Annotated in this window: 14 protein-coding genes; 5 read left to right on the top strand and 9 right to left on the bottom strand. The window is 72.9% G+C overall.

All coding sequences use genetic code 11. From position 1 onward, the window contains the following. Positions 1-238: 238 nt before the first annotated feature. A complete protein-coding gene (locus tag IAG44_RS08020) occupies positions 239-850 on the bottom strand; it encodes a hypothetical protein (RefSeq protein ID WP_187746428.1) in 612 nt (203 codons plus the stop codon). A 62-nt stretch (positions 851-912) separates the two neighbouring features. Further along, entirely contained in the window at positions 913-2,121 is a 1,209-nt protein-coding gene (locus IAG44_RS08015) for a pyridoxal phosphate-dependent aminotransferase (protein ID WP_187746427.1), read from the bottom strand. Between the two features lie 81 nt (positions 2,122-2,202). On the opposite strand from IAG44_RS08015, the gene IAG44_RS08010 reads away from it, so the two are divergent. Beyond that, on the top strand, positions 2,203-2,829 hold the full coding sequence (locus IAG44_RS08010) for a winged helix-turn-helix transcriptional regulator (protein ID WP_187746426.1): 627 nt from the start codon (positions 2,203-2,205) through the stop codon (positions 2,827-2,829). A 48-nt stretch (positions 2,830-2,877) separates the two neighbouring features. Here IAG44_RS08010 and IAG44_RS08005 read toward each other — a convergent pair whose 3' ends face one another. The 3 genes from IAG44_RS08005 to IAG44_RS07995 form a co-directional block, all read right to left on the bottom strand. Continuing rightward, positions 2,878-3,666 carry a hypothetical protein gene (locus tag IAG44_RS08005; RefSeq protein WP_187746425.1) on the bottom strand — a complete coding sequence of 263 codons (789 nt, stop codon included), beginning with the start codon at positions 3,664-3,666 and terminating at the stop codon, positions 2,878-2,880. After that, positions 3,666-4,928: a VWA domain-containing protein gene (locus tag IAG44_RS08000; protein WP_187746424.1), complete on the bottom strand. Its 1,263-nt coding sequence runs from the start codon at positions 4,926-4,928 to the stop codon at positions 3,666-3,668. The genes IAG44_RS08005 and IAG44_RS08000 overlap by 1 nt, the downstream gene beginning before the upstream one ends. A 72-nt stretch (positions 4,929-5,000) precedes the next feature. Further along, positions 5,001-6,494, bottom strand: coding sequence for an IucA/IucC family protein (locus tag IAG44_RS07995; protein ID WP_187746423.1), 1,494 nt, complete (start codon positions 6,492-6,494; stop codon positions 5,001-5,003). 126 nt (positions 6,495-6,620) lie between these two features. Between IAG44_RS07995 and IAG44_RS07990 the strand changes: the two genes are divergently transcribed. Genes IAG44_RS07990 through IAG44_RS07980 form a run of 3 tightly spaced genes read left to right on the top strand, consistent with a single transcriptional unit; the run spans position 6,621 to position 9,309 of the window. Continuing rightward, positions 6,621-8,114 (top strand): IucA/IucC family protein, encoded by a 1,494-nt coding sequence (locus IAG44_RS07990; RefSeq protein ID WP_187746422.1) that lies wholly within the window; start codon positions 6,621-6,623, stop codon positions 8,112-8,114. Positions 8,115-8,134: 20 nt separating this feature from the next. Beyond that, entirely contained in the window at positions 8,135-9,043 is a 909-nt protein-coding gene (locus tag IAG44_RS07985) for a HipA family kinase (RefSeq protein WP_187746421.1), read from the top strand. After that, positions 9,040-9,309, top strand: coding sequence for an Rdx family protein (locus IAG44_RS07980; protein ID WP_187746420.1), 270 nt, complete (start codon positions 9,040-9,042; stop codon positions 9,307-9,309). The genes IAG44_RS07985 and IAG44_RS07980 overlap by 4 nt, the downstream gene beginning before the upstream one ends. A gap of 15 nt (positions 9,310-9,324) precedes the next feature. On the opposite strand, the gene aceB is transcribed toward IAG44_RS07980, so the two are convergent. Both aceB and IAG44_RS07970 read right to left on the bottom strand, forming a co-directional pair. Further along, complete coding sequence (gene aceB, locus IAG44_RS07975; RefSeq protein ID WP_187746419.1) at positions 9,325-10,935, bottom strand: malate synthase A; 1,611 nt, start codon at positions 10,933-10,935, stop codon at positions 9,325-9,327. Between the two features lie 124 nt (positions 10,936-11,059). Further along, complete coding sequence (locus IAG44_RS07970; protein WP_187746418.1) at positions 11,060-11,653, bottom strand: nucleotidyltransferase family protein; 594 nt, start codon at positions 11,651-11,653, stop codon at positions 11,060-11,062. 123 nt (positions 11,654-11,776) lie between these two features. On the opposite strand from IAG44_RS07970, the gene IAG44_RS07965 reads away from it, so the two are divergent. Then, positions 11,777-12,130: a DUF5955 family protein gene (locus IAG44_RS07965; protein ID WP_187746417.1), complete on the top strand. Its 354-nt coding sequence runs from the start codon at positions 11,777-11,779 to the stop codon at positions 12,128-12,130. A gap of 31 nt (positions 12,131-12,161) precedes the next feature. Here the strand turns inward: IAG44_RS07965 and IAG44_RS07960 are convergent, their stop codons facing one another. After that, positions 12,162-12,848 carry a DUF6304 family protein gene (locus tag IAG44_RS07960; protein ID WP_187746416.1) on the bottom strand — a complete coding sequence of 229 codons (687 nt, stop codon included), beginning with the start codon at positions 12,846-12,848 and terminating at the stop codon, positions 12,162-12,164. Between the two features lies 1 nt (position 12,849). Then, positions 12,850-13,644, bottom strand: coding sequence for an IclR family transcriptional regulator (locus IAG44_RS07955; RefSeq protein WP_187746415.1), 795 nt, complete (start codon positions 13,642-13,644; stop codon positions 12,850-12,852). Positions 13,645-13,851 lie beyond the last annotated feature (207 nt).

Genomic DNA, 13,851 nt, shown 5'->3' with positions numbered 1-13,851 from the left:
CGGGGTGAGGAGGGGAGGGGAGGGGCCGGGCTCGCTGCTGGCGGGGGGCGGAGTGAGGTGATGAGGTCGGCGGGCGTGCGGGCGTGCGGGCGGCGCGGGACAGAGGTCGGCGGTGGCGCGGTGGATGCGGCGCTGTCGGCCGGCGTGCGGGGCGGCTCGGCCAGGCCGGGCCACCGCAGGGCCGTGCCCTCGCCGACGGCGCGCGGGAGGGGTGTTCCGTGGCCGGGTCGCCGGTGGTTCACCTCCGCCTGGGTGAGGCCAGCAGGTACCGTTCCCGGGACCGCGTGTCGGTGTGCTCGCTGACCTGCCAGCCGGCGGCCTCCAACACCCCGGCGTACTCGGGGAGTTCGGGGCCGTACACGGCGACCGCCTCCGGCTGGGGCGTGGCCCGCACCCGGTACCCCTCGTCACCGGCCCCCGCGGGCCGCAGCCCCGCCGCCTCCAGGGCCAGCGCGGCGCCCCGGACGAGATGCGTGCGTTCCCACGCGCACGGGCGACTGGTGTCGCCGTCCGGATTGGTCATCCGGCGCAGTTCGAGCAGCCCCTGCCAGGCGCTGTGCACCTCGCGCGCCCGCGAAGGCCCGACGGCCTCCTCCTCGCCCCCGATCCGCGCGACGAACACCCCGCTGTCGGCCTCGGACGGCGCGGCGACCGGCTCCCGCCCGATCTCCTCCCGCCCCCGATGCCCCGCCGGCGTCAGAAAGTGATCGTGCGGCGGCCGGGGATGCCGGAACGCCAGCCCCCGCTTCACCAGCCCCTCCAGCTGAGCGGCCGTCCCCCGCAACCGCCCGCTCACCGGCTCGGCCCCCTCGATCACCCTGCGCTGCGCGGCCGTCGGCACCCGTGTCACGTCGCACCTCCTCTCCTGCTCCGAAGGCTACGACGCACCACTGACAACGGCCCCTGGGCCGACTACTGCCGGTACCCGCTGAGGAACCGGCCGATGCGGCCGATGGCCGCCTCCAGGTCGTCCGCGTGGGGCAGGGTGAGGATGCGGAAGTGGTCGGGGGTGGGCCAGTTGAAGCCCGTGCCCTGGACGACCTGGATCTTCTCGCGCAGGAGGAGGTCGAGGACGAACTTCTCGTCGTCGTGGATGGGGTAGACCTTGGGGTCGAGGCGGGGGAAGGCGTAGAGGGAGCCCTTGGGGCGGACGCAGGAGACGCCGGGGATCTCGTTGAGGCGCCGCCAGGCGACGTCGCGCTGTTCGTGGAGGCGGCCGCCGGGCGCGGTGAGGTCGTTGATCGACTGGCGTCCGCCGAGGGCGGCCTGGATGGCGTACTGCGCGGGCGCGTTGGCGCACAGGCGCATGGACGCCAGCATGGTCAGGCCCTCCAGGTAGTTCCTGGCGTGCTGGGTGGGCCCGGAGACGGCGAGCCAGCCCGAGCGGAACCCGGCCACGCGGTACGTCTTGGAGAGCCCGCAGAACGTGAGGACGACGAGGTCGGGGGCGAGCGCGGCGGCGGAGTGGTGGACGGCGTCGTCGTAGAGGATCTGGTCGTAGATCTCGTCCGCGAGGACCATCAGCCCGTGCCGGCGGGCGAGATCGAGGATGCCCTCGACGACCTCCTTCGGATACACCGCGCCCGTCGGGTTGTTGGGGTTGATGATCACGACCGCCTTGGTCCGGTCGGTGATCTTCGACGCCATGTCCGCGAGGTCGGGGTTCCAGTCGGACTGCTCGTCGCACAGGTAGTGCACGGCCTTGCCGCCCGCGAGGGTCGTGACGGCCGTCCAGAGGGGGAAGTCCGGTGCGGGGATGAGGATTTCGTCGCCGTCCTCGATCAGCGCCTGGACGGCCATCGAGATCAGCTCGGAGATGCCGTTGCCGAGGTAGACGTGGTCGACGTCGACCTCGACCCCCAGTTTCTGGTAGCGCTGGGAGACCGCGCGCCGGGCGGAGAGGATGCCGCGCGAGTCGGTGTAGCCGTGGGCCTGCGGGAGCATCCGGATCATGTCCTGGACGATCTCCTCGGGCGCCTCGAACCCGAAGAGCGCGGGGTTGCCGGTGTTGAGGCGCAGCACGCTGTGCCCCGCCTCCTCCAGCGCGTTGGCGTGCTCGATCACCGGCCCGCGGATCTCGTAGCAGACCTCGCTGAGCTTGTTCGACTGCCGGAACTCCATGCGTCCCTCCGGAAACTCGTGATGCTTGGTTTTACCAAGTGGGAGCTTGGAAAGTCCAACAACATGTCTAGACTGCGTCGCATGTCACCTCGCCGAAGCTACGACCAGTACTGTTCCGCCGCCCGCGCGCTCGACGTCGTCGGCGACCGCTGGACCCTGCTGATCGTCCGGGAGCTGCTGGCCGGCCCGCGCCGCTACACCGACCTGCACGCCGACCTCCCCGGCGTCAGCACGGACGTACTCGCCTCCCGGCTCAAGGACATGGAACGCGACGGCCTCACCACCCGCCGCCGGCTCCCCCCGCCCGGCGCGGCCTACGTCTACGAACTCACCGTGCGCGGACGGCAGTTGCTGCACGTCCTCCAGGCCCTCGGCGCGTGGGGCCAGGCCGAGCTGGGCGAACGCCGCCCCACCGACGCCGTCCGCGCCCACTGGTTCGCCCTGCCCCTGCTGCGCGCGCTCGACGGCGAGGGAGTCGTTCAAGTCCATCTGGACGAAGGCGAGTTCCATCTGTACGTCGGCGGCACGGACGGCGCCGTGTACGGCGACGGGGTCGCCCCGGTCGAGGCGGACGCGCGGCTCGCGCTCGACACGGACACCTGCACGGCCATAGCGCGCGGGGAGTTGGGCCTGGCCGACGCCGTCCGCGCCGGCCGCGTCGAGGTCAGCGGTGACGGCGCCCTCGCGAAGGCGCTGCGCGAGGCGTGAGACGACCGATGCCCACCGCCGGTGAGCGGTGGGCATCGTGACGGTCCCTCAGGCGCCGGGCGGCACCCGCGAGGGCCGCCCCGACCCCCGCGTCAGCGCGTACCCCCCGATCCCGGCGAGCGCGGCGAGGATCGCCCCGACCCCGGTCCACACCCAACGGCTCGACCACCAGCCGGAGTCCCAGCCGTCCTCGGGCTCCAGGCTGAACAGGGACGCCTTCGAATCCTCGGCCTTGGTGACCGAGACGCCCGGCACCAGCGGCTCCGAGAGCGACCCGTCGACGGCCGCCGCGCCGCCCATGTTCTTGGAGTCCACGCGGAGTTCAGCGGAGACCGGCAGCCCGAGGTCGGCGGTCTTCACACCGACGGCCGTCAGCCGGACGTAATACGTGCCCGGCAGCGGGTCGTTGGCCCACGGCTCCGCCCAGGACCGCACCGTCCGCAGCACACAGGCGAGTTCGAGCGAGTTGGTGCCCGGCGCGGCGGTGTGCGTCTGCGCGCCGTACTGGCACGCCTGGCGGCGCCGCAAGCCGTCGTACACGTCGAGCTGCCAGGTCTGGCCGGTGTGGGCCTGAGGGAGCTTCAACGTGGCCTTGACCGTGGGGCGTTGCTTCGCGTCGGCCGGGAACGACCAGTACATGTAGTCACCGGTCGAACCGCTCGCCGTCGCCGTTTGCCCCTGCTCGATCTCCGCCGCCGTCCGGAACGAGGTCCCCGCGGAGACCGGCACCTTCACGTCGGCGGACGCGCTCGGCGAGGGCGTGGAGTCGGCGGCGGCCGGCGCCGCGGCCAGGCCAAGCGCCAGCAGGGCCGTGCTCAACACTCGGGTGATACGCATCAGTTGGTCCTCCACACCGCGACACGCCAGCGCGACAGCCAGCCCCACAGCAGACCCGCCAGGAACCCGACGAGCACCAGCACCCCGAGCAGCCACCAGCCGCGCCCGAGGCCGAACGACGCGACGTCGCTCGCCTGCGACGGGCCGTCCACCACGTCCACGGTCAGTTCGAGCGGCAGACCCGGCGTCGTCTTCACCCCGGCCGCCGGCGTGAAGGAGTTCGTGACCTGGAGGCACACCGTCTCCGCCGGAGCGTCGTCCTCGTCGCTCTCCTCCTTCGGATAGCGAAGTCCCGTCGACAGCACGTCGGTTCGCCCGGTGCCCGACGCCTCGCCGCGCACGATCTCACGGCCGCTCAGCGTCACCGCCCGCAGCAGCAGGCCGTAGTTGGGGCTCACCGCCCGGTCGGCCGACACGCTCACCGAACTCCGCAGCTCCTGGCCCGGCTTGACGTCGACCTTGTACCAGCGCTGGCGCGCGAACTCCGTACGGTCCGTGTAGAGACCGGACTTCAGGGCCGGCGCGCCCGCGCAGGACGCGGCGCCCTCGGTGGCCACCGGCGTCACCACGGGCGCCGCCGCCCGGTCCACCAACTGGTTGACCTTGTCGGTGAGTTCGGTGGTGTGCTCCACCGACGTGTACGTCCCGCCGGTCGCCTCCGCGATACAGCTGAGCTGCTGGCGCATCTTCGTGTTGGGCACCAGGCCCAGCGTGTCGATGGTCAGCCCGATGCCCTTGGCCGCGATCTCGCGGGCCACCTCGCAGGGGTCCAGCGGCGCGCAGGTGTCCTCGCCGTCGCTGATCAGCACGATCCGCTTCGAACCGGTGCCGCCCTCCAGGTCACCGGCCGCCGCGAGCAGCGCCGGGCCGATCGGCGTCCAGCCGGTCGGGGAGAGGGTCGCCACCGCCGCCTTCGCCTCGGTGCGGTCCAGCGGGCCGACCTGGTAGAGCTGCGCGGTGTCCTTGCAGCCCGTCTTCTGGTCGTCGCCCGGGTAGTTGGCCCCGAGGGTGCGGATGCCGAGCAGGACGGTCTCCGGGGTCGCGTCGAGCACCTCGTTGAACGCCTGCTTGGCCGCGGCCATCCGCGTCCCGCCGTCGATGTCCTTCGTCCGCATCGAGCCGCTGACGTCGAGCACCAGGTCGACCTTGGGCGAGAGCGCGGTGGTTTCGTCGGCCGCCGCCGCGGTCGGGAACGCGAGCCCGGCCGCGAGCGAGGCGAGCAGAGCGCAGACCCCTGCCGCCAGCCGTTGTGTTCTGATCATCGACGGATCTTAGTGAGCGGGAGCGCTCCGCTTCAAAACGGTCACCGGGGGGCAACGGCCCCGTACGCACGGTCAGTTCCGCGACGGGTTGGGCAGCAGTGCCCATTGGTCCCCGCTCACCCCCGGGGACAGCCGCATCAGCGTCAACGCCTTGGTGGGGAGCGGGAGTTCACGCAGTGCCGTGAGGTCGGGGGTGGGCGGGAGGTCCGGGAGGGCCGTCTCCAGGGCCTGGGCCAGGGCCGTCCGGCTGCCCGCCGTCGAGCCCAGGGCGCCGGCCACCAGGGAGCCGAACAGCTTGCTGCGCAGGGCCGTCACGTCGTCCGTGAGGATCCGCTCGGGCAGGTCGGGGAGGGGGATTCCGTGGTGGGCGAGGCGGGCCGGGCTCACCCGGATGTCCGCCAGGTCCCGGTAGACCAGCCGGAGGGGGGTGCCGTCGGCGGAGAGGACGGCCAGGAGGTTCTGGCCGTGCGCCTCCAACGCCACGCCCAGGTCGAGCAGTCGCAGGCCGACGGTCAGACACAGGCGAGCGAAGGCGGCCAACCAGCCCGCGCGGGAGGGGAGTTCGGTGGTGGCCAGCGCCGCCACCGGGACGATGTGCTCGCCCGGCGCCGCGTACCGCAGCGGCGACTCCCGCCAGACCGCCGCGAGATCGGGGGAGCCGGCCGTCGCCGCGCCCGGGGTGCGGGTGACGTGGAGCAGGCCGTCCGTCCGCGCGGCGACCGTCTCCGCGAACGCCGACAGGGCTGCCGAGGCGAGCACCGAACCGGTCGAGATGTCCCGCACGGAGGAGGTCAGGCGCGCGCTGAGCGCCGTCTTCACGTGCGGTCCGCCGTCGGGCAGGGCGAGGGTGCGCAGGGACATCAGCGGGTGCGCCGTCAGCCCCGCGTCCGCCGTGCGCTTCAGGACGTGCCGGGCCTGCCAGGGGTGCGCCGGGACCAACAGCCGCCCGCCGTCCCGGAATTCCGCCGGCCACGTCCCCGAGGTCAGACACTCCCCGACCGGGACGGGGACGAGGCTCAGCCGGACCGGCGCGCGGTGCTCCGGACCGTACGCGAGCTGTTCGACCACCGAGAAGCCGGGCCGGGAACGGCAGTTGGGGTGGTACGGGTGACCGTCGATCACGCGCTGCTCCCACTCCCAGTCAGAGGCGGGCCAATCCTCCCCGGGCTCCTCCCGGTCGGCCCGGGACAGCGCCAACGACGCCGCGCTGTGCGCGAGTTCGGCCGCGAATCCCGTCGCGTGCGGAACGCCCAGGTCCGTCATCAGGCGCGCGGGATCGTCGTACACGGCACCGTCCAGACGCACGGCGGTGACGTACCCGTCGGTCGCGAACGGGTCCGGGGACGGGCCGTGCAGGCGGCGGCCGTCCGCCAGGCGCAGCGTCCCGGCGGCCAGGTCGCGGGCGGCGATCCAGGGCAGCGGCTCGTGGGTGAGGGCGCGCCACAGCCGGGTCAGGACGGCGGCGCGCGCGCCGGGCAGCTCGGCCGCGTACCGGGGGCCGAGGCCGGGCCGGTGGACGGCCAGTTCGGCCGCGATCTCGGCCTCGGCGGTGGGGGGACGGTGCACGGACGGGCTCCTCGGTGCGGTGCGGGGCTGCGGGCGATACGGACGGAAGCGTACGGAGAGTGTCATGGCAGGCTGTGGCGACGGCGATACTGATCGCCCCTGCCCGCACGGACCGTAGAGAACGAAGTGGAACGCGTGCCTTACGACCCCCCGCCCGCCGACGCGTACGCCGCCGCGCCGCTGCTCAACTGCCTGCTGCGGGAGGTCGCCCAGCCGACGGCCGAACCGGGCGTCCACCGGCTGCCCAGCGGGCGGCTGCTGAGGGTGCGCGGGGGGCGCCGGCCGACGGAACCCGAGCTGATCACCGGGCCCGGCCTCGATCTCACGGAACCGGAGCGAGACGGCGCGCACCGCCCCGACCGCACCACCCACCCCCTCGACCACCCCGCCCTGGTGAAACTCGTCGCCGAAGAACTCCGCCTCCACACCGGCCTCGACAACCACGAACTCCCCGCCGAGATGCTGGACAGCCGCGAGGCGGTCGCCGCGATCCTCGACGCACGCGCGCGTGTGACCCCGCCCGCCGACCTCTACCGCCGCTCCGAGCAGTCCCTGGTCACGGGCCACCCTTACCACCCGGCCCCCAAGGCGCGCGGCGGTGGCCCGGCGGCGGCGTGGCTGCCGTACGCGCCCGAGGCGTATGCGAGCTTCCCGCTCACCCTGCTCGGCGTGCGCGAGGACCTGGTCGTCGAGGAGGGCGACGTCCGTGCCCTGGACGCGTTCGGCGAGGCCCCGCCCGGCTACCGGCTGCTGCCCGCGCACCCCTGGCAGCTCGCGCTCATCGGCGAGACGCTGCGGCAGGCGTTCGAGGACGGGGACCTCGTCCGGCTCGGCACGACCGGCGACACCTGGCCGACCGCCGCGATCCGCACCGTCCACGACCCGGCCCGCGACCTCTTCCTCAAGTTCAGCCTGGATGTCCGCATCACCAACGACATCCGCCGCCTGTGGGCCCACGACCTGCGCAAACTCCGCAGGACCGACGAGGCCGCCGCCCGCGCGCTGCCCGGCGCCTGGCTGAGCGACCGCGGCTACCGCACCGCCGCCTTCGCCTTCGAGGAGCTGGCCGTCCTGGTCCGCGACGGCTTCGGCGACCTCGGCGCGACCCCGCTGCTCGCGGCGGGCCTCACCGAGGGCTTCGACGGCAGCCCGCTCGCCGCCACACCCGACCCCGGGGGCTGGTGGACGGCGTACCTCGGGGCCGTCGTCCGGCCCGCGCTGACCGCGTTCGCCGCCGGCGTCGTCCTCGAAGCGCACGCCCAGAACACGCTGGTGGCCGTGGACGGCTCGGGGACGCCCGTGCGGGCCCTGTACCGGGACGCGGAGGGCGTCAAGCTCCTCGCGGACGTCGGGCGCGCGGCGGGCTGGGAGAGGCTGGTCTACACGCTCGTCGTCAACCACCTCACCGAGGCCGCGGGTGCCCTCGTCGAGCACCACCCGGGTTTCGACCCCTGGCCCGCCGTACGGCACGAGTTCGCCCGCTGCGACCTCCCCGAGGCGGCGGCGCTCCTGACCGCGCCCACCCTCCCCGGCAAGACCAACCTCCTGCTGCGCTGGACCGGCGCCGACGGCGCGGACGCCCGCTACCTCCCCCTGCCCAACCCGCTGGCGGGTTCCTGACCTGGCTTAGGCTGGCCGGTGTGCTGCGCGAAGTGACTGCCGTCCGATACGTGAACCCCCTGAGGTCGGGCGGTTCGGTGCCCGGGGTCGTCGAGGCCGACGATCTGGGGACGTACGTCGTGAAGTTCACCGGGTCCGCGCAGGGGCGCAAGGCGCTGGTGGCCGAGGTGATCGTGGGGGAGCTGGCGCGGGCGCTGGGGCTGCGGTTCCCGGAGCTGGTGCTGGTCCGCTTCGACCCCGCGATCGCGGACGCCGAGCCGCACCAGGAGGTGCGCGAGCTGCACGCGGCGAGCGCCGGGCTGAACCTCGGCATGGACTTCCTGCCGGGCGCGCGCGACTTCACGCCGGACGTCGCGAAGGCGTTCGCGGTCGGCCCGCTGGAGGCCGGCCGGGTCGTGTGGCTGGACGCCCTGACCGTCAACGTCGACCGTACGGTGCACAGTTCGAACCTGATGGTGTGGCCCACTCTCGGTGTCGCCGAGCCGCGCCTGTGGCTCATCGACCACGGCGCCGCCCTCGTCTTCCACCACCGCTGGGACGCCTCCGAGCCGCACAAGGCGTACGACTTCCGCCACCACGCCCTCGGCGGGTACGGGCCCGACGTGCGCGCCGCCGACGCCGAACTCGCCCCGAAGGTCACCGAGGAACTGCTGCGCGCGGTCGTCGCCGAGGTCCCCGACGCGTGGCTCACCGAGGACTTCCCCACGCCCGCCGAGGCCCGCGAGGCGTACGTGGCCTACCTCTACGCGCGCGTACGCGCCTCCCGGCAGTGGCTGCCCACCGACTTCCCCAGCGGGGAAGCGCTCGCCGCCGAGAACGCCCTGCGCGCGGCGCGCAGTCGGCAAGGACGCCCCGCGTGGCTCAAGCAGGTCCCCGACCTGCACGGCAAGCCCGCGGCCCAACAGGATTGGTCGGTGCACCTCGGATGAGTGGCCGTGTCGAGATCGAGTACTGCACCCAGTGCCGCTGGCTGCCCCGCGCCGCCTGGCTCGCGCAGGAACTGCTGACCACGTTCGAGACGGAGCTGAGCGAACTCGCCCTCAGACCCGGCACGGGCGGGGTGTTCGTGGTGCGGGTCGACGACGAGGTCGTCTGGGACCGGCGCGAACAGGGCTTCCCCGAGCCGACGGCCGTGAAGAGGGCCGTACGCGACCGAGTGGCCCCGGGAAAGTCCCTGGGCCACTCGGAGAAGTGAACCGCCGTCCGGGGATCAGCCCTTGAGCTGTTCGTACGCGGGCAGCGTGAGGAAGTCCGCGTAGTCGTCGTCCAGGGCGACCGTCAGCAGCAGGTCGTGCGCCTGCTGCCAGCGGCCCGCGGCGAACGCGTCCTCGCCCAACTCGGCCTTGATCGCGGCGAGTTCACCGGCGGCGACCTCGCGGACCAGCTCGGGGGTCGCCTTCTGGCCGTTCTCGAACTCGACGCCCGCGTTGATCCACTGCCAGATCTGCGAGCGGGAGATCTCGGCGGTGGCCGCGTCCTCCATGAGGTTGAAGATGGCGACCGCGCCGAGCCCGCGCAGCCACGCCTCGATGTAACGCACGCCCACCTGGACGGCGTTGACGAGTCCGTCGTAGGTCGGCTTCGCCGTCAGGGAGTCGACGGCGATCAGGTCGGCGGCCTCGACGCGGACGTCCTCGCGCAGGCGGTCCTTCTGGTTCGGCCTGTCGCCGAGGACCTTGTCGAAGGACTCCATGGCGATCGGGACCAGGTCGGGGTGGGCGACCCAGGAGCCGTCGAAACCGTCGCCGGCCTCGCGGTCCTTGTCGGCGCGGACCTTCTCGAACGCGACCTTGTTGACCTCCGCGTCCCGGCGGGAGGGGATGAACGCCGCCATGCCGCCGATCGCGTGCGCGCCGCGCTTGTGGCAGGTGCGGACGAGGAGTTCGGTGTACGCGCGCATGAACGGGGCCGTCATCGTGACCGCGTTGCGGTCCGGCAGGACGAACTTGGCGCCGCCGTCACGGAAGTTCTTCACGATGGAGAACAGGTAGTCCCAGCGGCCCGCGTTCAACCCCGAGGCGTGGTCGCGGAGTTCGTACAGGATCTCGTCCATCTCGTAGGCCGCGGTGATGGTCTCGATCAGGACGGTCGCGCGGATCGTGCCCTGCGGGATGCCCACGTAGTCCTGCGCGAAGACGAACACCTCGTTCCACAGGCGGGCTTCGAGGTGCGACTCGGTCTTCGGGAGGTAGAAGTACGGGCCCTTGCCGAGGTCGATGAGGCGGCGCGCGTTGTGGAAGAGGTACAGACCGAAGTCGACGAAGGCGCCGGGGACCTGGGTGCCGTCCTCGTCGACGAGGTGGCGCTCGTTCAGGTGCCAGCCGCGCGGGCGCATGACGACCGTGGCGAGTTCGGCGTCGGGGCGCAGGGCGTAGGACTTGCCGGTGCGCTCGTCCGTGAAGTCGATGGTCCGGGTGTAGGCGTCGGACAGGTTCAGCTGGCCGAGGACCACGTTCTCCCACGTCGGCGCGGAGGCGTCCTCGAAGTCCGCGAGCCAGATCTTCGCCCCCGAGTTGAGGGCGTTGATCGTCATCTTGCGGTCGGTGGGGCCGGTGATCTCGACGCGGCGGTCGTTCAGCGCGGCCGGGGCGGGGGCCACGCGCCAGGAGTCGTCGGCGCGGATCGCGGCGGTCTCCGGGAGGAAGTCCAGCGTGGAGGTGCGGGCGATCTCGGCGCGGCGCTCGGCGCGCAGGGCGAGGAGTTCGTCGCGGCGCGGGGTGAAGCGCCGGTGCAGCTCCGCCACGAACGCCAGGGCCTCGTCCGTCAGCACCTCCTCCTGCCGGGGCAGCGGCTCGGCGTCGACGAGGGTCAGTGCGGACATGAGCGGTCACTTCCTTCGCGGAGAGGCGGCTCTCCGGTGGTGGAGGGCGGGGCGTAAAAATGGATACTAGTTTCCTCATCGTGGAAGTTCAATGGTTTGTTGAGTGGGGATCGCGGGCCTCGGCTCACTCCAGGCGGCCCAGGTCCGCCTCGACGTCGATGTCGTACGCCTCGGCGACGTCCCCGCACTCCACGAGCCGGACCGTGTGCGCCTTGAGGTACGCCCGCGCGCCCCGGTCGCCGGTCGCCGACGCCGTGACGCCCGCCCAGTGCGCGGCGCCGAAGAGGACGGGATGGCCGCGTACCCCGTCGTAGGCGGCCGACACCAGCGACTCCTCGCCCTCGTACGCCTCCAGGACCCGGCGCACCGCCTCCGTCCCGACGCCTGGCTGGTCCACCAGCGCCACCAGGACCGCTCCCGCGCCCATCGCCCCGGCCGACTCGATTCCGGCCCGCAGAGAGCCGCCCATGCCCTCGGCCCAGGCGGCGTTCTCCACGACCACGCAGTCCTCCAGCCGGGCCGCCTCGCGCACATCGCCGGCGGCGGCCCCCAGGACGACGTGCACGCGCGCGACACCGGCCGCGCGGAGCACCGCCACGGCGTGCTCCACCAGCGGACGGCCCCGGTGGACGAGCAACGCCTTGGGGCGTCCCCCGAGCCGGCGCCCGCCGCCCGCGGCGAGCACCACACCGACGACCTGGCCCTCGTTGTGCGTCATGCCTCCTGCATACCCTCACGCGCGCCCGCGTGGGTGGCCGGACGGCGCCGATTTTCCGTCCCTTGTGTGGCGCCGCGCCCCGCGAGTGGCGTTTACTGGCCCGCGTCCTCGGGGGGAGGAACGGTGTTGCGGAGCTTGGGGCAGAGGACAGTGACCGGCAGCGACGAGGATCCCAGAGTCACCGCGCTACGCGCCGCGGTCTCCCGTCTGCGCCGCGAACTCGCCGCCCACCCCGCGGACTTCCCCGACCGCGCCATCGCCGAGGACGAACTCGCCACCCTCGCCGCCATGGCCTCCCACGGCACCCCCGAGATCCCCCGCCTGCGCACCTCCCTCCTGACGATCACCGCGGCCGTCGGCTCGGTCAGCGCCCTGTCCGGAGGGCTGGCGGAGGTCCGGGCGGCGGTGGAGGTGTTCGGCGGGCCGGCGCCGGGGCGGGGGTGGAGGTGTTCGGAGGGTCCGAGAGGGGGTGAGTGAACGCCCACTCCCACCGGGTGCGCGCCCGCTCTCACCGGGTGTACGGAAACGCCCCCCGGTACCCCGGACTCCCCGTCCGCTCCTCGAACTCCCCGCACAGCCACGTCTCCTGCACGAACTCCGTGAGCCGGTCCCAGCACGCGAAGATGCCGTCCGGCCCGTGCTTCCCGCGCACCCGCCGGTACGCCTCCTTCGCGTCCCGGAAACACGCCAGGTCGCCCATCAGCCCGCTCCCGGCCGGGCTGTAGTCGGACCACGCGCACGCGACGCACGCCTTCACGCGCGTCCCGGCGGGCAGTCGGAGCTGGATCTCGTGCAGGGCGTCCTCGATGCCGTGATGCACCCCCTCCGCCGGATAGTCGCGCCCGTCCAGCCGCAGGAAGACGCTCAGCGCCTGCGCGTCGATCCCGCCCCCGGCCGGACGGGGGTCGCCCATCCGCAGCGCGCAGTGCAGCGCCCCCGTGCGCGTGCCGTCGCCCTCGACCGTGACGGGCAGGGGCTCCTGCCACTCCAGGAGGCAGGAGCAGAGCGCCCCGTCGTCCATGAACGTGAACGCCCGCGCGGGCGGCTCACCGGACAGCGCGCCGAGGTCGTCCATGCTGTCGCCCTCGAAGAGCACGCCCCGGATCGTCACGCGGATGCGCGCGCGGCCGTCGGAGGTGAAGACGACGGGTTCGCGGCCGTGGCGGTCGGTGTAGTGCCCCGGCCAGTACCGCACGTCAGACGTGGTTCTGGCTGGCCAGCGCCGCCGACAGCTCCCGGGCGACCTGCTGGAGCACGGGCACGATCCGCTCGGTCGCCTGTTCCGTCACGCGCCCGGCGGGTCCGGAGATGGAGATCGCGGCGGCGGTGGGGGAGTCGGGCACGGAGACGGCGAGGCAACGGACGCCGATCTCCTGCTCGTTGTCGTCGACGGCGTAGCCGAGGTCGCGTACGGCCTCCAGGGCGGCCAGGAAGGCGTCGGGGGTGGTGATGGTCTTCTCGGTGGCCGCGGGCATCCCTGTGCGGCTCAGGAGGGCGCGTACGTCCCCGTCGGGGAAGCCGGCGAGGAGCGCCTTGCCGACGCCGGTGGAGTGCGGCAGGACGCGCCGCCCGACCTCCGTGAACATCCGCATGGAGTGCTTGGACGGCACCTGCGCGACGTAGACGATCTCGTCGCCGTCCAGGAGCGCCATGTTCGCCGTCTCCCCGGTCTCCTCGACGAGCCGCGCGAGATGGGGCCGCGCCCAGGTGCCGAGCAGTCGTGACGCCGACTCGCCGAGCCGGATCAGCCGGGGCCCGAGCGCGTAGCGCCGGTTCGGCTGCTGGCGGACGTAGCCGCAGGCCACCAGCGTGCGCATCAGCCGGTGGATCGTCGGCAGGGGCAGTCCGCTGCTCGCCGACAGCTCGCTCAGTCCGACCTCGCCGCCCGAGTCGGCCATCCGCTCCAGCAGGTCGAAGGCGCGCTCTAGGGACTGGACCCCTCCTCCTGCGGACTTGGCGGACTCGGAGGTGCTGGCGCTGGACGGCGGCACGGCGCGTTCCTTTCGGCAGTCAGGAGGCAGCAGCCTACCCGCCGGTCTGTTGACTCATCAGGGGGTCCGTCGTTACGTTCTGACTGGTGAAAGCGTAATTCCGTGATGCGGAAAGGTCTAGGCGGGAGGGGTGGACCCTTGACGCTCCGGAGGGGTCGAGTGAAGACTCCTTCAACAGAACGTTGAATTCTGTTTCGGGGATGTAAA

The organism is Streptomyces roseirectus, assembly GCF_014489635.1.
Taxonomy (GTDB): domain Bacteria; phylum Actinomycetota; class Actinomycetes; order Streptomycetales; family Streptomycetaceae; genus Streptomyces; species Streptomyces roseirectus.
Note: the sequence above shows the minus strand (reverse complement) of the source record. Positions and strands in the feature narration are given on the sequence as shown.